The sequence below is a fragment of the Pseudomonas sp. LS1212 genome (assembly GCF_024741815.1).
GTDB lineage: Bacteria > Pseudomonadota > Gammaproteobacteria > Pseudomonadales > Pseudomonadaceae > Aquipseudomonas.
Window position 1 is genome coordinate 905,001 of sequence record NZ_CP102951.1, and the last position, 19,900, is coordinate 924,900.

Here is a 19,900-nt window from a genome sequence, read left to right on the forward strand (position 1 = left end):
CCGGTGGTTCTGTATGGAAGGGCCATCGCTCAACGGATAAAAGGTACTCCGGGGATAACAGGCTGATACCGCCCAAGAGTTCATATCGACGGCGGTGTTTGGCACCTCGATGTCGGCTCATCACATCCTGGGGCTGAAGCCGGTCCCAAGGGTATGGCTGTTCGCCATTTAAAGTGGTACGCGAGCTGGGTTTAGAACGTCGTGAGACAGTTCGGTCCCTATCTGCCGTGGACGTTTGAGATTTGAGAGGGGCTGCTCCTAGTACGAGAGGACCGGAGTGGACGAACCTCTGGTGTTCCGGTTGTCACGCCAGTGGCATTGCCGGGTAGCTATGTTCGGAATAGATAACCGCTGAAAGCATCTAAGCGGGAAACTAGCCTCAAGATGAGATCTCACTGGAGCCTTGAGCTCCCTGAAGGGCCGTCGAAGACTACGACGTTGATAGGTTGGGTGTGTAAGCGCTGTGAGGCGTTGAGCTAACCAATACTAATTGCCCGTGAGGCTTGACCATATAACACCCAAGCAATTTGCTGCTCCTGTAAAGAGCAGGGCCAAATTGCGGTAGTGAAGACGAAACGAACCGAAAGTTTGCGACGCACAAATCATCACATACCCGATTCGCCAAGACGTCGAAAGACGGCCTGGCAGCAGAATTTCTTGACGACCATAGAGCATTGGAACCACCTGATCCCATCCCGAACTCAGTAGTGAAACGATGCATCGCCGATGGTAGTGTGGGGTTTCCCCATGTGAGAGTAGGTCATCGTCAAGATTAAATTCCGAAACCCCATCTGCGTAAGCAGATGGGGTTTTGTCTTTATCCCGCGAAAAGCCAAGGCGACACCTCCGTGTAGCCGCGGGGAATTTGGTGTACCAAAAATGCCCGGCTATTTTCGAGTCAGAACACTAGAATAGAGCCATTTCTTTCATACAGAATCCGTTTATGCCTGATCCTGTTGAGCCCAGTCGGCTAGTGCAATTGCCGCTGGACGAGCTGGTAGCCTGCCATGAGTGTGACTTGCTGATGCGCAGACCCACGCTTGCCCACGACGAGAAAGCCCACTGTCCCCGCTGTGGATACGAGCTTTACGCCCACCGTCACAATGTCGTCAGCCGCAGCCTGGCCTTGGTGCTGGCTGCGTTGTTGTTGTACGTACCAGCGAACTTTCTGCCCATCATGCAGCTCCATCTGTTGGGCCAGGCCGCCGAAGATACGGTCTGGAGCGGTGTGGTGGGGCTGTTCAATACCGGGATGCAAGGCGTCGCGGTGGTGGTCTTTCTCTGTAGCATGGCTATTCCGCTGCTCAAACTGCTGTGCCAGTTGGCGGTGTTGCTGAGCATCCGCTTGAATATCGGCCACAGCTACGGCTTGCTGCTCTACCGCACTTATCACCACATGCGGGACTGGGGCATGCTCGAGGTTTATTTGATGGGAGTGCTGGTGGCGATCGTCAAACTGTCCGACCTGGCGGAACTGACGCTCGGGCTGGGACTGGCCTGCTTTGTCGGGCTGCTGCTGGTTCAGGTGTGGCTGGAGGTGGTGATGTCGCCGCACCAGATCTGGGTCGCGTTGTCAGGGGAGGATCCACATGCGGGCGATTGATGCAGGCATCCTGATCTGTGGCGAATGCCATGAGCTCAACCGGCAGGAGCCGGACACCGATGATCAGGTCTGCACGCGTTGCGGGGCCCTGGTGCATGCCCGGCGACCGAACAGCCTGGCACGAACCTGGGCGCTGCTGATTACTGCGGCCATTCTGTACATACCCGCCAACGTGCTGCCGATCATGACGGTCAGTACACTGGGGCAGGGAAGTCCGGACACGATCATGTCCGGGGTGATTACCTTGATGCAACACGGCATGTATCCGATTGCCGGCGTGGTGTTCGTGGCCAGTATCCTGGTCCCGACCTTCAAGCTGGTGGGCATCGCCTTGCTGCTGTATTCGGTGCAACGCCATCAGCCCTTGTCGGCCCGGCAGCGCATCTGGATGTACCGCTTCATCGAGTTCATCGGACGCTGGTCGATGCTGGACATCTTCGTCATTGCCATTCTGGTGGCCGTGGTGAATTTCGGGCGACTTGCCAGTGTCGAAGCCAACCTCGGTGCGGTGGCCTTTGCCAGTGTGGTGATTTTGACGATGCTCGCTGCAGTAACTTTTGATCCCCGACTGATTTGGGATAACACGGAGTCGGATGACGACAATGAGTGATTTGCCAACGGCTAAAACCCGCCCAGCTTCCAATTGGTCGGCCATTTGGATTCTTCCCCTGATTGCATTGATTATCGGCGGCTGGTTGGGCTGGAGGGCCTACAGCCAGTCCGGCATCGAGATTCAAGTGCGCTTTGAAAGCGGTGAAGGCATCCAGGCGAACAAGACCGAAGTGGTCTACAAAGGCATGTCGGTCGGCAAGGTCACGGCCCTGGAGCTGGACGACAAGGGTGACAACAAGGGGGTCGTCGCCACGATCGAAATGAACAAGGCCGCTGAACCGCACATGCGCAGCAACACTCGGTTCTGGCTGGTCAAGCCCAGCGTCAGCCTGGCCGGTATTACCGGGCTGGAGACCCTGGTCTCGGGCAACTACATTGCCGTCAGCCCGGGCGATGGTGAATATACCCATCGTTTCGACGCGCTTTTGACCGCGCCGCCATTGGCGGACACCGAGCCTGGCCTGCACTTGACGCTCAAGGCCGACCGGCTTGGCTCGCTCAATCGTGACAGCCCGGTGTTCTACAAGCAGATCAAGGTCGGCCGGGTAAAGAGCTATGTCTTGTCCGACGATCAGAACACGGTCGAACTCAAGGTCTTCATCGAACCTACCTACGCCAAACTGGTGCGCAAGCACACACGTTTCTGGAACGCCAGCGGCATCAGCATCGATGCCGACCTGTCCGGTGTGAAGGTACGTAGTGAATCGCTGTCGAGTATCGTTGCCGGCGGTATTGCCTTTGCAACGCCCGAGCATCGTCGGGACAGCCCGCCTACGGATCCGAGCTTGCCATTCCGGCTGTACGAAGACTTCGATGCCGCTCAGGCGGGCATTCGGATCAAGGTCAAGCTGACAGATTACGAAGGCTTGCAGGCCGGGCGTACGCCGGTCATGTACAAGGGCATCCAGGTTGGCACGCTCAAGACACTCAAGGTCGACTCGGACCTGAACAGCGCCACCTCAGAGCTCACGCTGGACCCGCTGGCCGAAGATTATCTGGTCGAGGGTACCCAGTTCTGGGTGGTCAAACCTTCCATTTCGCTGGCAGGGATCACTGGCCTGGAGGCTCTGGTCAAGGGTAATTACATCGCGATCCGTCCGGGGGACAAGAACGCTACACCACAGCGCGAGTTCGAGGCGCAACCCAAGGCCCCGCCGCTGGACCTGCGTTCGCCCGGCCTGCACCTGGTGCTCTTCAGCGAGAACCTCGGTTCGCTGGATATCGGCAGCCCGATCCTCTACAAACAGGTCAAGGTCGGTACGGTGCAGAGCTATCAGTTCTCGCGTACGCGCAAGCAGTTGGTCATCGGGGTGCACATCGAGAAGGAATACGCCAACCTGGTCAATGGTTCGACGCGCTTCTGGAACGCCAGCGGCATTACGCTAACGGGCGGTTTGTCCGGCATCGAGGTCAAGAGCGAATCGCTGCAGAGCCTGATGGCCGGTGGTATCGCCTTCGAGACGCCGAACCCCAACACGCCTTTGCAAAAGCGAATCCCGCGTTTCCGTCTGCATGAGAATCGTGAAGAAGCGAACAAGACCGGCACCACGGTGACGATCAAGGTCGAGCGCGCCGATGGCCTGAAAGCCGGAACGCCCATTCGCTTCAAGGGGCTGGATGTCGGCAAGGTCGAAGATGTCGATTTGAGCGATGACCTGCAATCGGTCCTGCTCAGCGCGCGCATCACCGAAGTGCCGGAGCACATTGCCCGTGTCGGCACGCAGTTCTGGGTGGTCAAGCCGGAATTGGGTATCGTCAAGACCGCCAACCTGGAGACGCTGGTTACCGGTCAGTACCTGGAAGTCCAGCCGGCAACCAGGAATGCCGGGCCGCAGAAGAACTTCACGGCACTGCCGCAACCACCGGACTTCTCCGAGCGCGAGGCGGGGTTGAGCCTGGTCCTCAGTGCACCTCGTCGCGGGTCGATCAAACCGGGCGTGCCGGTGACCTACCGTGAAGTGACGGTGGGCAAGGTGACCGGCTTCGAGTTGGGCGATACGGCGGATCGGGTATTGATCAAGATCCTGATCGAACCGCGCTATGCCACGTTGGTACGTGGAGGCAGTCGCTTCTGGAACAGCAGTGGCTTCGGTGTCGATTTGGGGTTGTTCAAGGGCGCCACGGTGCGCACCGAGTCGCTGGAAACCCTGATTGAGGGCGGTATTGCATTTGCCACGCCTGATGGCGAGCGCATGGGCAGTCCAGCCCGGCCACAGCAGACCTTTGCCCTGTTCGACGAGGCCGAGGAGGAGTGGCTGCAGTGGGCGCCGAAGATTCAGCTGGGTAAGTGAGATTGATAAGGCCCGCAGGGCCTTCAAAATAAAAAGGCCGCGAAAAAATCGCGGCCTTTTTTCGTTACTGGATCCGGATCAAGCCGACTCGGTCTCGACTTCCTCGACCACGGCTTTGACTTCGTCATGCCGACGAATGTACTTCCAGTCCGCCTCATCGATGTAGATGCCGTTCGGCCCGCTGCCACCTTCCAGGTCAATTGCCACCTTGGCCGAAACCTGGGGTTTCACGCTGGCCAGGATCGGCACGAAGCCCAGTTGCAGGCTGGTCTCGAGCAACGCTGCCTGGTTGCGTTCGTCGATATCGGCTGCTTCGTCGAGGTAGTACGGCAGGCGAATGCGACCGGCCAGGTCACGGTCCATCAAATGCAGCAACAGGTACATGTTGGTCAGCGCCTTGATGGTCATGGTGGTGCCGTTGGACGCGGCGCCGTCGATGTCCGTATGGATGACCGGCTGGCCGTTGACCTTGGTGATCTCGAACGCCAGCTCGAACAGGTCCTTGAGGCCCAGCTGGTTATGGTTGGCGGCCACCAGGCGGGCGAGGTATTCCTTGGCTTCTTCGTTCTTGTTGTCCTGCTCGGCGCTCTGGCTCAGGTCGAATACCGACAGGGTCTGGCCTTCCTCGTACTGACCGGCACTGTGGATAATCTGATCGATATGCTTGAGCGCTTCCTTGTTCGGCGCCAGAACAATGCGGAAGCTTGCCAGGTTGGAAACCTGACGCTTGTTGATCTCGCGGTTGAACAAGGCCAGTTGGTGTTCGAGGCTGTCGTAGTCACTGCGAATGTTGCGTAGTGTCCGGGCAATGTCGGTCACGGCGGCACGGCGAGCCTTGCCCAGGGTCAGGGCCTCTTCCTGGCGGTGGCTGTACGCGTTGATCAACAGCTGCAGGCGACGCTCGACGTCTTCTTCGCTATCGAACTTGGCCACGCCCTTGAGCCGGACCTGCGCATACAGTGCCTCGATCTGCCCGTCGCTGCGCAGCAGGCCTTGCCAGCTGTCCTGATAGTCGTTGAGCAGTGGCAGCAAGTTGTCCATGGAGTCGTCGACCGGCTCCATGAACGGCGTGCCGAATGGCAGGTCGGCCGGCAGCAGCTGACGACGGCGTAGGGCGTCATCGAGGGTGCGTTGCTTGGCTTCCAGGTCGGAAATCTGGCGGCCGACCAGTTGCAGCTTGGCCGACAGTTGCTGGACGCGTTCGGTGAAGGCATCGCTGGAGCGCTTGAGCTCGTCCTGGGCAGCCTCCATCTGCGCCAGTTGCTCCATCTTGTCGGCCTCTTCGGCACTCAGGGTCTGGGTGCGGCGGAAGTCTTCCAATGCCTTCTGGGCATCGAGCACCTGCTGGTACAGGGCTTCGGTCTGGGTCTTGCTGGCGGCGCGGTCGGCGGCCACGGCCTGCTGGGTTTTCAGTTGCTTGAGTTCTTTTTCCAGACGCTCTTTCTGATCGCGCAGCGCCGCACGGTCGGCCAGGGCTTGCAGCGCTGGCGGTTCGATGTGCGACAGATCGATCGACAGGCCGGGAGCTTCGAAACGCTCACCCTTGAAGCCATCGAGTATCGCCTCCAGGGATTTGACCCAGGCGACGTTGTCGTCCAGCGCAATGCCGTGCTCACCCAGTGGCAAGCTGAACAGGGCGCTGTTGAACAGGCGCATGAGGCGTTCGACATCCTGTTGCGAGAACTCCTCGCGCAGGCGTGCATAGCTGTTGTTGTCGGCATGGTCGAGCTGCTGCTTGACCGACTTCAGGCGCTTTTCCAGATCGCGCAGGCGCTCTTCCAGGTCTTCGGCGCTGAACTGTCGCGATTGCGCCAGGGCACCGGCCAACTCGTCGTGGGCATCCTTGGCGGCCAGCAGCTGTTGTTCCAATACACGTACGTCATCGACCAGGGCAAAGCGATGCTTGAGCACCGACAGTTCGCCGAGCCAGCGCTGAATGCCGGTAATTTCCCGCTCCAGACGCATCAGCTCCTGGGTGCCGCCACGCTGATCGTTCTGCAGCGCATCCTGTTCGCTACGGTAGTGTTCGGCCTGGATGACCAGCTCTTCCTTGCGCGCACCGGCGTAGTCCTGCCAGGTGCCGAGCAGCGAATCGAGCAGGGGCGACAGGCGGTGCAGTTTGCCGCGCAGTACTTCACGCTGTTTGACGCCATTGGCCAGGGCTTCGACCAATGGGCCGGCAGCGACCAGCGAGTTGTAGTCCTGCTCCATGCGGCGGACATCGCGGAAGGCCTCTTCACAGGCGGCGATGTAGTCGACACTGCCCGAACGCAGGCTGTGTTCGAAAGCGTCGAGGAATAGTTGCTTGAGCTTGGCTGCCGTGATTTCACGCATGTGCAGCAGGTTGATGAACAGCGCGCGGAAGGTTTTCAGGCTCTGCTCGCTGGTCGAGCGCAGTGGAATCAGGGTCAGGTCCAGCGGGATCGAGGTATGGCCGCCGACCAGCAGGCGACGCAGCTCGTCAGGCTTGAGCTCGTAGGCCTTCAGGCCTTCACGCTCAAGGTTGTTGAACAACTCTTTCTGACGCAGGCAGGTGTCGTTCTTCTGATAGTGGGCCAGGTCCAGTTCGCCGGCATAGGCGAAGAACTGGTGACCGAAACCGCCCCCCGGGCCACGGCCGACCACGCCGATCACATGGGGACCGTGGGGCAGCGAGACTTCGCAGAGGATGTAACTGGTGTCGCTGGCAAAATAGAAACGACGTGACTGCTCGAGGCTGTACTTGCCGAAGCTCATGTCCGACATGCGCGCCAGAATCGGGAACTGCAGGGCGTTGATCGAGGCACTCTTGCCCAGGTTGTTGGCACCGTAGACCGACAGCGGATGCTCCAGCGGGAACAGGCCGAGGCTGTAGCCAGCGGTATTGAGCAGTGCAAAGCGGCGAATGCCGTAGCGTTCCTGGCTCATGCATCGATCTCCTGTTGTTCTTCGGCGATGGCGCGGGCCAATGCCTGCTCTTCGGTTTCTTCGAATGGGCTCAGATCGAGCGGGTCGTCGGTTTTCAACAGCTTCTCATCGCTGTCATCGTCGACCAGTTCCGGCGTCGGCAATGGCAGGTTGCTGTGCAGGCTGGCGGCCAGGTCGCGGTCCTGCTGGACCGAGAGGCAGACGTCGAGGAAGCGGTGCATGGGCGGCAGGAAGCGGTAGATACCGTTTTCTTCGCTGGCGAAGCCCAATTGGGTCATGCGTCGCATGATTTTCTCTTCCAGCTCGTCCTGGGTCTGGACCTCGGCCTGAATGAACAGGTCACGGTACTTTTCCAGCAGCGAGGGCAGTTCGTCACGACCTAGGCTGCCGCCGTCGAGCACGGCCATCGGGTCGCGGCCCTGATCTGCCAGGTGTTCGACCAGGATGAAGGTGAACAACGACAGGCGCTGCGCGGTCTTGTTGACCTGGGCGGCGGCCAGTTCCGGGACGAAGTAGTAGAAACCGCGAGTGTCGCAGACCAGCTCGAAACCCAGCGCCTTGAACAGGCCCCGGTACTGGTCCTGGAAATTCGACAGCTGTGCGTACAGTTCCGGGTCGCGGCGGCTGATATGGAAACCCTTGAACAACTCGCGGAAGATCGGTGCCAGTTGCGACAGTTCGGAAAGATCAAGATGCATGAGGTGTGCTCGCAGAAGGGTCCAGCGGCTCGTCTCGGCCAGACATCAAGGCGAAAGAGCGCAGGCTGACCTGATGCTCATGAGTGTGATAATCGCGGCGCTCCAGGCGTTCGCGGCTGAAACGCTTCTCGCGCGACAGGCGCGAGAACCAGTAGAGCAGCTCGTCGGTCGCTCCGTCCGGCTCCTGCTCGAGCAGCCAGGCCATGAGGTCGGGCATTGGCAGCGCGTTCTCGCAACGGTCGAGCATTTCGCGCACGGTGCGCGGCGCACGGGGCGTTTCGCCCTTGTCCGTCTTGTGCGACTTGGGAAACTGCGCAGGCTTTGGCTCGAAGCGGGCCAGGGCATAGACGTAGGCCTCGACCTGGCTGGCGCTGCCCAGGAAGGTGCTTTGCGGGCGCGTAAACATTGGCATCGCCGCTTGCGGCACGGCATCGAGCCCCTTGCGACGGATGGCCGAGAGGGCGAGGGCCGCGCCACGGGTCACGGCGTTGTGCCGGCGCGCTTCCTCGCGAAGCGGCAGCAACAGCTCGCGGGCGTGACGCAGGGTCAGCTGGGCGCTGGTCTGCATCTCGAGGATTCGCGCATGGGTGCGCAGCAACATGTCGTCGTCGACCAGATGGCCCAGGCGCTGCTGTTCACTCAGCATACGCAGCAGAACGTTCTCGACCTTGCGTACGCCCTGTTCAAAGGCGCCGTCGGCATTGACCAGCTGGATCATCGGCTCGACGTATTCGTCCCAGGTCGCCAGTACTTCGGCATAACGCTGGCGCAGCGGGATCTGTCGGTCGCTGGTCTTGGCTCTTTCGGCCACGGCGACCAGCGCCTGTTCGTCGTTATCGAGCTTTTTCAGGACATCGCGCACCCGCATGTCGAGCAGGCGCAATTGGCGGGCCAGGTCATTGCCGTCGCGGATGTCGAAGGCATCCTGGATGTGCCCGGCCAGGCGCTCGAGGTGGCGCAGATAGGCTTCGATCTCCAGGCACAGGCCCAGCCGGTGCTCGCGACGCAGGTAGGCGAGGAAGTCATGGATCTGGGCGTTGAGTTCAAAGCGGTTCGGGCTTTTGGCCACCGGCACCAGAATATCCAGGCGGATCCATACGTCCAGCAGGCTGGTAATGTCTTGTGGCGTACTGTCCAACTGTTGGGCCGCCAGTTGCTGGCGCAGTTCGCCAAGGCTCAGGGTGCCTTGGTCGAAGTGCTCGCACAGCGGCTCGAGCAGGGCCCAGTGTTCGGCGAGGGCGCGCAGGACGCGCTTGGGTTCGATCATTGGATGGTCGACTCGTTGCCAGATAAAAGCGGCGATTGTACTGCATCATTCGCCTGGCGATTCATCCCCCTGATCGCTCGGATCACCGGCGTGCTGTTTTTCTGCTGATCTACTGCGGCGAAGAAAGGCGAAGGGCGTTAGAATTAACGACTTAACCCAGCCACAGATGGCCGACCCTTGTTAATCGAGTCCCGCCGCCGCGCTTACCTGAATGCCATGCAAGTGGTGCACTGGCTGCCGCGTACCGAGCTGCCGTTCGCCGCGCCGTCGCGCCCGGAGCTGCTGTTGCCCGTGGAGCCGCTGCCTGAGCCGGTGTCGGTACAGGAAGAGGCTGTGCCGGTTGCTGCAGCGGTGGTCCGCCCGGCCGAGCGGCCGAAAATCGAAGTGCCGCGCCCCAGTGCGAGTCCTCGGGTGGCGAGCAAGCCGGCCGCCGAGATCGAACCTGCGCCTGTCGTGCCCAAGGTCGCGGCCGTTCCGCCTCCACGCTTTACCCTGCAGCTGCTGCGGGCAGGCTCGTGCCTGCTGCTGGTCGAGCTGGCGACCGGTGAGCCCTTCCAGAGCCGGGATCCGTCTTATCTGTTGCTAAAGGACATGCTGCGCGCCGCCGGCTTGCCGGACAGCCCGCAAATCATTGGCGAGCCTGTGCGTTGGCCGTTGCTGGTGCGCGGTAATCTCGACCAGGGCCCCGAGGCTGCGCGGGATTTCGTCCAGGGTTTTGTCCAGGCACGCCTGGAAGAGGCGCCGTGCACCTGTCTCTGGCTGATCGGTCTGCCGGCCATCCGCTTTGCCGGGCAAGCCGATGCCCAGGCCTATTGCCTCGAATTGCCGGTCGAGGGCCTGGGCGCTGCCTGGGCGCTGCCGGGTCTGGAATTATTGATGGACGAGCCGCAACGCAAGGCGGACGTCTGGAAAGCCATGCGTCGGCTGATGGCGCGCTGGAAACAAACCGATGAGTGACGCTGTAACCTTCCGCCCGATGACCGAGGCGGACCTGGACGCTGTATTGAAAGTCGAATATGCCGCGTTCAGTCATCCCTGGACCCGTGGAATCTTCCTCGACGGGCTCAAGTCCTACGAAATCTGGTTAATGTTCGAAGGCAATCAGCAAGTCGGGCACGGCGTCATCAATGTCATTATCGACGAGGCACACTTGCTCAATATCACGGTGAAGCCGGAAAGCCAGGGCCGCGGCCTGGGCTTGCGCCTGCTGGAACAGCTGATGTCGCGTGCCTACCAGTTGAACGCGCGCGAGTGCTTCCTGGAGGTACGGGCCAGCAATCAGCCGGCCTACCGCTTGTATGAGCGCTATGGTTTCAATGAGATCGGCCGCCGACGCGATTATTATCCAGCAGTGGGCGGGCGCGAAGACGCGCTGGTGATGGCCTGCACCTTGCTCGAATAAGTCTTTGCTGGCTAGCCTTCGGGCTTGCCGTCCAGCGGGTCGCGACGAGCCAGCTCCGCTTCATCGAGCCCATTGCCGCCGCCGATGTCGTCTTCGTTGACGACTGTCAGCTCACAATCGGCGGGCTTTCCGTTACCGAGCTCATGGGCTGAGCGCGCGCCGTCTTCGTCGATCATGGTTTCCAGGTCCAGGTCGTCAGCTGTCAGCTCGTGATCCGGTGTGGAAGCGCCGGTCATGCCCGCTTCGCGAACCCGCTGTGGAGGAATCTGCTGGTTAAGTTCTTTTTCCGGAATCAGGTCACCGATCTTGCCGGTGGGTTCGTCGACATCGAACTGGAGTTCTTCGATCGAGCCCATGCGGTCTTCGTTATCATCGATGGGCGGCGGTTCCGGTGCGTGCAACGGGCGAAGTGGCTGGGTCATGGCTACTACTCATGCTTGGGGCCTTATTTAAGAATAGACCCGGTACGCAACGTGAGAATTCAAAGGTTTTGCCCCGACCAGCGACAGGGAGACGTGACCTCGGGCGTTCGCCGCCTGTCAAAGCTGCGCATCATTTATGAGGCTTGAACATGAACGACTTACAAGAACTGATCGATAACAACGCGCGTTGGGCCGATGCAATCAAGCAGGAAGATCCTGATTTCTTCGCCAAGCTGGCGCGCCAGCAAACCCCTGAATACCTCTGGATCGGTTGTTCGGATGCGCGAGTACCGGCCAATGAAATCGTCGGCATGCTCCCGGGCGATCTGTTCGTGCACCGCAACGTGGCCAACGTGGTGCTGCATACCGACCTGAACTGCCTGTCGGTGATCCAGTACGCAGTGGACGTACTCAAGGTCAAGCACATCCTGGTCACCGGGCACTATGGCTGTGGCGGCGTACGCGCGGCGATGCAGGATCGCCAGCTGGGCCTGATCGACGGCTGGCTGCGTTCGATTCGCGACCTGTATTACGAAAAACGCGTGGAACTGGGCCAGTTAGCGACGGAAGAAGAACGTGTCGACCGGCTGTGCGAGTTGAACGTGATCCAGCAAGTGGCCAACGTCGGCCACACCAGCATCATTCAGAACGCCTGGCACCGCGGCCAGAGCCTGTCGATCCATGGTTGCATCTATGGGATCAAGGATGGTCGCTGGAAGAGCCTGAACGCGACCATCAGCGGCTTTGAGCAACTGCCGCCGCAATATCGCCTGCGGCCGATCGACTGAGTCGGCCTAAGTCGGTTCATCCAGACTGCGAAGGGTCCGATTGACGGGCCCTGTCGCGCATTTGGTCTTGGCCTGCGCTGCGGTCATGTTACGCACCGAGCTGTAGAACAGTTCGCAGGTCTGCTTTTTGGCGGTGACCTGCCATTTGCGTGTACAAGCGTCGAGCGTCGCCTTTGCATCGGCCTTGTGATTACGCCCCATTCCAGCCTGCCAGCACGCCGCGCTCAGGTCTTGCCCCATGATTCTCAACCCGGCCTGATCGGCCTTGTCCTGATCGCCGCTGTAGTTGTTCCTGTCTGCCGCATACCAGATGTAGCTGGGGTGATTGGCGCCAAGCACGGCGACGCTCTGGCCCGGTGTCGGGTTGATGCTGGCAAGGCCAAGGACTTTGAGCGTTGGTCCATACTGCTGCTTGACCCAGTTACGCACGGGCGCGCCGAATGCGACCATCGGCAGCGAGTCGCCGGCGGTAGCCTGGCTGAGTTGCTGGACCATTCGGGTCTGGTAGTCCTGAAAGTAGCCATAGACGCCTTCCAGATCCTTGCCGGCGCTGGCGGGGGCCGCGATCGGGGCAATGTCGATGATTGTCTGGTAGGCGGATACCGTTGCGGGTCAGTAGCGAGGCCCAGCGATCGCTGGTGGCCGAACGCAGGTAGTCCTGGGCCTGAGTCAGCGAGTAGTCGGGCGGGAAGTGCAGCAGCTCAATGCTGCGGCGCTGCTCCAGCGCCATGCCCAGCGGCAGGAACAGGTTCCAGTTGTAGGCCCATTTGCCGTCGCGGTTTAGCCGGTTGGCACTCTGGAACGCCAGGTCGCCGGCATCGAGAAGCGCCTTGAGGGGCTTTTCGTAATCCTGTGGCACCTCGGTTATCCGGGCGTAGAGCCGATCATCGTCACGGCTGACCCTGACCGTGGCGCTCGTGTAGCCGTCGCGCCGCAGGCTCTGGCCCAGGTAGTGCTCGACCGTCTGTTCCAGCGTCCAGTTGCGAAAACAGATCACATTGCAATTGTTGGGGTAGGCGAAGAGCCGGGCGACGCGCTCCTGGCTGCCCAGGGCAATCCGGGTGTCAGCGATTGCAGGGGTGACGAACGAAAATGCCAGCAGACCTGCGGCAAGGAGGGGCAGGGGGGCGGTTATGGGCATGCGAGACTCCTTCTCAAAATGCTCCCTTGATTGGGAAGGCTTGCCATACTGAAACACGGCTGGCGATCTGCCTAGCAGGGTTTCGTATCAATGTCTGACGCTCGCAGGGGGCCACTCATTGCTCAAAGGGATGCTGGCGCTGCTGCTTCTGAGTGCCCTGGTGGTTCAGGCGGATGAGCGTGATGAGGCAGTGTTCGCCCAATGGGCTGCCATGCATGACCTCAGCGGGTTCAAGCGCATGTTGGCAGGCAATCGAATCGACGCGATCGTCCCGCTGTATCAGTTGCTGCGAACGGCCAGCGACTGGGAAAAGTGTTCGGCCGAGCCGTTTTCAGCTCCGCCGCAAAGTCTGTGGCCGTCAGTCAAGTCAACGCTGCAGCTTCTCAAGGCTCTGAGCGATATGCAGGTGCTGGGCGAGTTCGAAATGGTCTCGGGCTACCGCGACCCCCAGCTCAATGCCTGCGCCGGCGGCGCCCCCCAGAGTGCCCACACGCGCGCTTTCGCAGTCGACCTGATCATCGCTACCCCCAATGACGCTGCAGCGCGCCTATGCGCGTTCTGGAGGCTTGAAGGGGCACGCTGGAACATGGGGCTGAGCCAATATGCCTCTGGGCGCATTCATATCGATACGGCGGGTTATCGGACGTGGGGGGATGACTTTACCTACAAGAGTTCATTCTGCCGGTAGTCACGTAGTCTGGTGCACCTCGGTCGGCGTAGCCGCTGCCGCCAGGCTGCGCTGGAGTCCCGCAGGGGATCCTCCAGCGATCTCAGGATCTAGCGCCTGCTGCGCAGGCGAGCGCAGCCTCTGGCAGCGGCTACAGCGACCGCGTCGTACCTTGCCTTAGTGCTGTGTCAGCTTCGGCAAAGCGGGATTCCCGACGTGTTGGTTCCCTCCAGTGACGCGTTGACCAACGCCTTCGCCATTTCTAGCAAATGGAAAATTGCAATCGCCTGGCTGCGATTGCTGTCTTGCAGGGTGTTGGCGATTTCAAGGGAGGTGGCCGAAGCACAGCCAAGCAATTCCGTTGCGTGTATCAGGGCATCTTCGACATTGATGTCCTTGCAAACGGCGAACAGTTTCTTGTCACCGTAGCTAGCGCCAAAGGTGGTTTCGGAAGTGAAAAAATGAGCCAGTTGCTCATTCGTTTCGTGAGGTGGGTCCGGGGTGATCTTTTTCATGGTGAAGCTCCGATAGAGTGGAGCTGCCATCGAACGCTGCTAAACGATAGGGTGGCAGCTGTGCGCGGGTTAGCAGACCGGTCTATCGGAACCCGGCGCATCCGAAGATGCCCCACGCACAGCCACCATAAAGTGCAGGCGATAAAAAAGCGCCTGACTTGAGGGTGGCGCTTGAGCGCCGATAGATGCGGACTGCTAAATCCGGTCGCTGGGTTTGCAGCGACGGGAAAAGGTTAGAGGCGAGGCTCTGACACAGCAAGCTCGATCGGTCTCAAGAATTAGTAGGCCTTTTCCTAAGGCGCAATGGAAGGCTTACTTTTCTGCAGGCATAAAAAAAGGGCCTACCTTTCGGTAAGCCCTTTTTAGTACTTGGTGGCTACACAGGGACTTGAACCCCGGACCCCAGCATTATGAATGCTATGCTCTAACCAACTGAGCTATGTAGCCAAGTGGCGCGCATTATTCGCTGAGAAGGGATATGCGTCAAGCCTTTTTTTAAAATTTTTCTACACGCTATCAAAAGGTTAGCGATTCAATGGGCTTGGTGCCCGGTAAAAAACGCTGGCGCGGGGCTCGGCGGATTCTGGATAATTGGATCCAAATCGCTGATTGGAATGTTTTCCCGTGGCCGTGAGCAATACCCAGTCCAGTACGACCTCTTCTGCGGCCATCGGCCAGAGCAGTCCTTTTGTGATGCGCATCATTGCAGCCTGTGCGCTGGCGCATCTGATCAATGACCTGATCCAGGCGGTACTGCCCGCGATCTACCCGATGCTCAAGGCGAACTACGGCTTGAGCTTCACCCAGATCGGGCTGATTACCCTGACCTTCCAGGCCACCGCCTCCCTGCTGCAGCCGTGGGTAGGGTTTTATACCGATCGCAGGCCCATGCCGAATCTTCTGCCGCTGGGCACGCTCTGTACCCTGGTGGGAATCTTGATGCTGGCATTCGTCGGCAGCTTTGCGATGATTCTCCTGGCGTCGGCGCTGGTGGGGATCGGTTCCTCGACCTTCCATCCGGAAACCTCGCGCATCGCCCGGCTGGCTTCCGGGGGGCGTTACGGGCTGGCACAATCGACCTTTCAGGTGGGGGGGAACGCAGGCTCTGCCTTTGGGCCGCTGTTGGCGGCGGCAATCGTCATTCCGTTCGGCCAAGGCAATGTTGCCTGGTTCGGCTTGTTTGCGATATTCGCTGTGGTGGTGACCTATGCGCTGAGCCGCTGGTACCGCGAGCATTTGAACCTGTTCAAGGCCAGGCGAGGGCAGGGCGCCACGCACGGGCTGTCGCGACAGCGGGTTATCGGTGCGCTGGTAGTGCTCGGGCTGCTGGTGTTCTCCAAATACTTCTACATGGCCAGCTTCACCAGCTACTTCACCTTTTACCTGATCGAGAAATTCGACCTGTCGGTGGCCAGTTCGCAGTTGCATCTGTTCCTGTTCCTCGGTGCGGTAGCGGCAGGGACCTTTTTCGGTGGACCGATCGGCGACCGCATCGGGCGTAAGGCCGTGATCTGGTTCTCCATCCTCGGGGTTGCCCCCTTCACCTTGCTGCTGCCTTATGTAGACCTGTTCTGGACCAGCGTCCTGAGCGTAATTATCGGCTTTATCCTGGCCTCGGCATTCTCCGCCATCGTGGTCTACGCCCAGGAACTGGTGCCCGGCAATGTCGGCATGATTGCCGGGGTGTTCTTCGGTCTGATGTTCGGTTTCGGCGGGATCGGCGCGGCCTTGCTCGGGTATCTGGCGGATGTCCGCGGCATCGAATACGTCTACAGCCTGTGCTCGTACCTGCCGTTGCTCGGCGTACTGGCGATTTTGTTGCCGCGCAGGAAAAAGGTCTGATGCCGGCGTAGGCGCCGGATGCAAAAAAGCCGCGCAATTGCGCGGCTTTTTCTTGGGGCGGCAGGTGTCAGACGTTAAAGCGGAAGTGCATCACGTCACCGTCCTTGACGATGTAGTCCTTGCCTTCCAGGCGCCATTTGCCGGCTTCCTTGGTCCCGGCTTCGCCCTTGTACTGGATGAAGTCGTTATAGGCGATCACTTCGGCGCGGATGAAGCCTTTTTCGAAGTCGGTATGGATCACGCCGGCGGCTTGTGGCGCGGTGGCGCCAACGCGGACGGTCCAGGCGCGGACTTCTTCGACACCGGCGGTGAAGTAGGTCTGCAGGTGAAGCAGTTCGTAACCGGCGCGGATCACGCGGTTCAGGCCAGGCTCTTCAAGGCCCAGGGCCTCGAGGAACATGTCCTTTTCTTCGCCGTCATCAAGCTCGGCGATTTCCGCTTCGATCTTGTTGCACACCGGCACCACGACCGCGCCTTCTTCCTCGGCAATGGCCCTGACCACGTCCAGGTACGGGTTGTTCTCGAAGCCGTCTTCTGCGACGTTGGCGATGTACATGACCGGCTTGGTGGTCAGCAAGTGGAAACCACGGATCACGGCTTTCTCGTCGGCACCCATGTTCTTCATCAGGCTGCGCGCAGGCTTGCCTTCGGTGAAATGGGCGATGAGTTGCTCCAGCAAACCCTTCTGGATCACTGCGTCCTTGTCACCACCCTTGGCGTTGCGCGTGACTTTCTGCAGTTGCTTCTCGCAGCTGTCGAGGTCGGCGAAGATCAGTTCGAGTTCGATGATCTCGATGTCGCGCTTGGGGTCGACACTGTTGGAAACGTGGATCACGTTATCGTCTTCGAAGCAGCGGACCACGTGGGCGATGGCATCGGTCTCGCGGATGTTGGCGAGGAACTTGTTGCCCAGGCCTTCACCTTTCGACGCGCCGGCGACCAGGCCTGCGATGTCGACGAATTCCATGGTGGTCGGCAGGATGCGCTTGGGTTTGACGATTGCGGCCAGGGCTTCCAGGCGCGAATCGGGCATCGGCACGATACCGCTGTTCGGCTCAATGGTGCAGAAGGGGAAGTTTTCCGCCGCGATACCGGATTTGGTCAAGGCGTTGAACAAGGTGGACTTGCCGACATTGGGCAGGCCGACGATACCGCAGTTGAAACCCATGGTGTATCCCCTCTTCGTGAAGTCAGGCCTTCTGGCTGTGCAGGTTTTTCATCGCGCGATTCCACTCGCCAGCGAAGATATCCGGCAGCACGCCGAGGGCAAAATCGATACTGGCATCCAGCTTTTCCTGTTCGGCACGCGGCGCGCGACTCAGGACGAAATTGGACACCTGGCTACTGACACCCGGGTGGCCGATGCCAAGCCGCAGACGGTGAAAGCTGTTGTTGTTGCCGAGCTGCGCGATGATGTCGCGCAGACCGTTGTGCCCGCCATGGCCGCCGCCCTGCTTGAGCTTGGCAACCCCCGGGGGCAGGTCGAGTTCGTCGTGCGCCACCAGAATCGCCTCCGGAGGTATCCGGAAGAAATTCGCCAATGCCGCTACGGCCTGGCCGCTGCGGTTCATGTAGGTGGTGGGGATCAGCAGGCGAACATCCTGGCCTTGATGGCTGAAACGAGCCGTCAGGCCGAAATACTTGCGATCGGCAACCAGATTGACACCTTGGGCCGACGCGATGCGCTCAACGAAAAGAGCCCCTGCGTTATGCCGGGTCTGTTCGTATTCGGGGCCAGGGTTTCCCAGGCCAACGATCAGTTGAATGGCGGTCACGACAGGGGCTCTTCCCAGGAATTGTGGATAACATCGCCACCAGTTGGGCTGGCGGCGGGAGCGAACGAGAATTGCTCATTTACCATTGTAAACTCCGCGATCTCGTCCGCTTTCTCGCAGGGCTCTCGCTCGCGATGTTACCTAAGCAACTCCGGCTAACCGAGTAACGAATTACTCTGCAGCAGGTTCTACTGGTACACGTGGAGCGTGAACGTTGGCTACTGCCAGGTCGTTGCCGTGAGCCAGTGCCACGAACTCAACGCCGTTTGGCGCCTTGAGGTCGGACAGGTGGATGATCGCGCCGATTTCAGCGTTAGCCAGGTCGACTTCGATGAACTCAGGCAGATCTTTCGGCAGGCAGCTGACTTCGATTTCGCCAACAATGTGGGAGATCTCGCCACCTTTCTTGACCGGTGCTTCTTCGTTGATGAAGTGCACTGGAACAACAGCGGTCAGCTTCTGACCAGCAACGACGCGAACGAAGTCAGCGTGCATTACGTGGCCTTTGGCTGGGTGACGTTGCAGCGCCTTGATCACGACGTTCTGCTTGGTGCCGCCAACGTTCAGTTCGATAACGTGGCTGAAAGCAGCTTCGTTTTCCAGCAGCTTGGCAACTTCTTTAGCCAGCATGCTGATGGATTCAGGGGCTTTGTCGCCGCCGTATACGACTGCTGGAACCAGGCTTGCGAGACGACGCAGGCGGCGGCTCGCACCTTTCCCCAGGTCGGAACGCACTTCAGCATTCAGAGTAAAATCGTTCATTTTGTATCTCCAAAATAACCACACTCGCCCCAGCGTTTGCGACCAGCGCTAAAGGCGATATGGGCAAAAAAGCCCCGCCCCGACAGATGTGCCGGGGCGGGGCGCTTTTCGTCAACGAGATGCGTGCGAAGGGCTGAGCCCTTAGCGGAACATCGCGCTGATCGATTCTTCGTTGCTGATGCGGCGAACCGCTTCGGCGACTACCGGTGCGATATCCAGTTGACGGATACGCGCACAGGCTTGTGCTGCAGCGGACAGCGGGATGGTGTTGGTCACCACCAGCTCGTCCAGCACGGAATTTTCAATGTTTTCGATCGCCCGACCCGACAGCACAGGGTGTGTGCAGTAGGCAAAGACCTTGGCAGCGCCATGCTCTTTCAACGCCTTGGCCGCATGGCACAGGGTGCCGGCGGTATCGACCATGTCATCGACCAGAATACAGGTACGCCCTTCGACATCACCGATGATATGCATCACTTCGGACTGATTGGCTTTCTCACGGCGCTTGTCGATGATCCCGAGATCCACGCCTAGGGACTTGGCAACGGCACGTGCACGCACGACGCCACCGATATCCGGGGATACGATCATCAGGTTTTCGAAGCGTTGATCTTCGATGTCATCCACCAGAACGGGGGAGCCGTAGATGTTATCTACCGGAATATCGAAGAAACCCTGGATTTGGTCAGCATGCAGATCAACCGTGAGAACACGGTCGATCCCGACTACGGTCAGCATGTCAGCAACGACTTTCGCGCTGATAGCGACGCGTGCGGAACGCGGACGGCGATCCTGGCGGGCATAACCAAAGTAAGGAATCACCGCAGTGATTCGGGACGCTGAGGAACGGCGGAAGGCATCGGCCATCACAACCAGTTCCATCAGATTGTCGTTGGTCGGAGCGCAGGTCGGCTGAATGATAAAGACGTCTTTACCGCGGACGTTTTCATTAATCTCAGTGCTGATTTCGCCGTCGGAAAATTTACCGACAGAGACGTCACCCAGTGGGATATGCAGCTGACGTACGACACGCCGAGCCAGATCGGGGTTGGCGTTCCCCGTAAAGACCATCATCTTGGACACGCGCAGTACCTGAAGGCTGAGGGTATACCTGGATGAGTATAAGGAAAATGGCAGGGGCGGCTGGATTCGAACCAACGCATGGCAGGATCAAAACCTGCTGCCTTACCGCTTGGCGACGCCCCTGT

At 59.7% G+C, this 19,900-nt stretch carries 17 protein-coding genes, 2 tRNA genes, 2 rRNA genes and 1 pseudogene (1 of these 22 running past the window's edge); 10 read left to right on the forward strand and 12 right to left on the reverse strand.

The genetic code is table 11. From position 1 onward, the window contains the following. The 5 genes from NVV94_RS04050 to NVV94_RS04070 form a co-directional block, all read left to right on the forward strand. Positions 1 to 511, forward strand: a 23S ribosomal RNA gene (locus NVV94_RS04050); it begins 2,381 nt to the left of the window's first position. 145 nt (positions 512 to 656) lie between these two features. Beyond that, a 5S ribosomal RNA gene (gene rrf / locus NVV94_RS04055) occupies positions 657 to 772 on the forward strand. A gap of 171 nt (positions 773 to 943) precedes the next feature. Beyond that, positions 944 to 1,603: a paraquat-inducible protein A gene (locus NVV94_RS04060; RefSeq protein WP_258445959.1), complete on the forward strand. Its 660-nt coding sequence runs from the start codon at positions 944 to 946 to the stop codon at positions 1,601 to 1,603. Beyond that, complete coding sequence (locus NVV94_RS04065; protein WP_258445960.1) at positions 1,590 to 2,213, forward strand: paraquat-inducible protein A; 624 nt, start codon at positions 1,590 to 1,592, stop codon at positions 2,211 to 2,213. Before NVV94_RS04060 ends, NVV94_RS04065 begins: the two co-directional genes overlap by 14 nt. Continuing rightward, positions 2,206 to 4,506, forward strand: a complete 2,301-nt coding sequence (locus NVV94_RS04070; protein ID WP_258445961.1) for a PqiB family protein — start codon at positions 2,206 to 2,208, stop codon at positions 4,504 to 4,506. Before NVV94_RS04065 ends, NVV94_RS04070 begins: the two co-directional genes overlap by 8 nt. A 78-nt stretch (positions 4,507 to 4,584) precedes the next feature. On the opposite strand, the gene mksF is transcribed toward NVV94_RS04070, so the two are convergent. Genes mksF through mksB form a run of 3 tightly spaced genes read right to left on the reverse strand, consistent with a single transcriptional unit; the run spans position 4,585 to position 9,378 of the window. Next, on the reverse strand, positions 4,585 to 7,413 hold the full coding sequence (mksF, locus tag NVV94_RS04075) for an Mks condensin complex protein MksF (protein ID WP_258445962.1): 2,829 nt from the start codon (positions 7,411 to 7,413) through the stop codon (positions 4,585 to 4,587). Then, on the reverse strand, positions 7,410 to 8,111 hold the full coding sequence (gene mksE, locus NVV94_RS04080) for an Mks condensin complex protein MksE (protein ID WP_258445963.1): 702 nt from the start codon (positions 8,109 to 8,111) through the stop codon (positions 7,410 to 7,412). The genes mksF and mksE overlap by 4 nt, the downstream gene beginning before the upstream one ends. After that, the gene (gene mksB, locus NVV94_RS04085) at positions 8,101 to 9,378 is read right to left on the reverse strand and encodes an Mks condensin complex protein MksB (RefSeq protein WP_258445964.1); all 1,278 of its coding nucleotides are present in this window, start codon (positions 9,376 to 9,378) and stop codon (positions 8,101 to 8,103) included. Before mksB ends, mksE begins: the two co-directional genes overlap by 11 nt. A 177-nt stretch (positions 9,379 to 9,555) precedes the next feature. On the opposite strand from mksB, the gene NVV94_RS04090 reads away from it, so the two are divergent. Together NVV94_RS04090 and rimI are read left to right on the forward strand one after the other, a co-directional pair. Further along, a complete protein-coding gene (locus NVV94_RS04090) occupies positions 9,556 to 10,335 on the forward strand; it encodes an energy transducer TonB (protein ID WP_258445965.1) in 780 nt (259 codons plus the stop codon). Beyond that, positions 10,328 to 10,780, forward strand: a complete 453-nt coding sequence (gene rimI, locus NVV94_RS04095) for a ribosomal protein S18-alanine N-acetyltransferase (RefSeq protein ID WP_258445966.1) — start codon at positions 10,328 to 10,330, stop codon at positions 10,778 to 10,780. Before NVV94_RS04090 ends, rimI begins: the two co-directional genes overlap by 8 nt. An 11-nt stretch (positions 10,781 to 10,791) precedes the next feature. Here rimI and NVV94_RS04100 read toward each other — a convergent pair whose 3' ends face one another. Continuing rightward, positions 10,792 to 11,202 carry a serine kinase/phosphatase gene (locus NVV94_RS04100; protein WP_258445967.1) on the reverse strand — a complete coding sequence of 137 codons (411 nt, stop codon included), beginning with the start codon at positions 11,200 to 11,202 and terminating at the stop codon, positions 10,792 to 10,794. A 149-nt stretch (positions 11,203 to 11,351) separates the two neighbouring features. Here NVV94_RS04100 and can point away from each other — a divergent pair, with 149 nt between their 5' ends. Continuing rightward, positions 11,352 to 11,990, forward strand: coding sequence for a carbonate dehydratase (gene can / locus NVV94_RS04105; RefSeq protein WP_258445968.1), 639 nt, complete (start codon positions 11,352 to 11,354; stop codon positions 11,988 to 11,990). A 6-nt stretch (positions 11,991 to 11,996) separates the two neighbouring features. Here can and NVV94_RS04110 read toward each other — a convergent pair. Further along, positions 11,997 to 13,131: pseudogene (locus tag NVV94_RS04110) on the reverse strand (hypothetical protein). A 118-nt stretch (positions 13,132 to 13,249) separates the two neighbouring features. Between NVV94_RS04110 and NVV94_RS04115 the strand changes: the two are divergent. Beyond that, positions 13,250 to 13,819 (forward strand): D-Ala-D-Ala carboxypeptidase family metallohydrolase, encoded by a 570-nt coding sequence (locus NVV94_RS04115; protein WP_408733448.1) that lies wholly within the window; start codon positions 13,250 to 13,252, stop codon positions 13,817 to 13,819. 167 nt (positions 13,820 to 13,986) lie between these two features. Here the strand turns inward: NVV94_RS04115 and NVV94_RS04120 are convergent, their stop codons facing one another. After that, complete coding sequence (locus NVV94_RS04120) at positions 13,987 to 14,313, reverse strand: DUF3077 domain-containing protein (protein ID WP_258445969.1); 327 nt, start codon at positions 14,311 to 14,313, stop codon at positions 13,987 to 13,989. Positions 14,314 to 14,683: 370 nt separating this feature from the next. Beyond that, a tRNA-Met gene (locus NVV94_RS04125) sits at positions 14,684 to 14,760 on the reverse strand. Positions 14,761 to 14,937: 177 nt separating this feature from the next. On the opposite strand from NVV94_RS04125, the gene NVV94_RS04130 reads away from it, so the two are divergent. Continuing rightward, on the forward strand, positions 14,938 to 16,155 hold the full coding sequence (locus tag NVV94_RS04130) for an MFS transporter (protein WP_258445970.1): 1,218 nt from the start codon (positions 14,938 to 14,940) through the stop codon (positions 16,153 to 16,155). A gap of 67 nt (positions 16,156 to 16,222) precedes the next feature. Here the strand turns inward: NVV94_RS04130 and ychF are convergent, their stop codons facing one another. From ychF to NVV94_RS04155, 5 genes are all read right to left on the reverse strand, one after another. Then, positions 16,223 to 17,323, reverse strand: a complete 1,101-nt coding sequence (ychF, locus tag NVV94_RS04135; protein ID WP_258445971.1) for a redox-regulated ATPase YchF — start codon at positions 17,321 to 17,323, stop codon at positions 16,223 to 16,225. A 22-nt stretch (positions 17,324 to 17,345) separates the two neighbouring features. Then, positions 17,346 to 17,930: an aminoacyl-tRNA hydrolase gene (pth, locus tag NVV94_RS04140; protein ID WP_258445972.1), complete on the reverse strand. Its 585-nt coding sequence runs from the start codon at positions 17,928 to 17,930 to the stop codon at positions 17,346 to 17,348. A gap of 171 nt (positions 17,931 to 18,101) precedes the next feature. Beyond that, complete coding sequence (locus tag NVV94_RS04145) at positions 18,102 to 18,692, reverse strand: 50S ribosomal protein L25/general stress protein Ctc (RefSeq protein ID WP_258445973.1); 591 nt, start codon at positions 18,690 to 18,692, stop codon at positions 18,102 to 18,104. A gap of 141 nt (positions 18,693 to 18,833) precedes the next feature. Then, complete coding sequence (locus tag NVV94_RS04150; protein ID WP_258445974.1) at positions 18,834 to 19,775, reverse strand: ribose-phosphate pyrophosphokinase; 942 nt, start codon at positions 19,773 to 19,775, stop codon at positions 18,834 to 18,836. 48 nt (positions 19,776 to 19,823) lie between these two features. Then, positions 19,824 to 19,898, reverse strand: a tRNA-Gln gene (locus NVV94_RS04155). Positions 19,899 to 19,900: the final 2 nt, after the last annotated feature.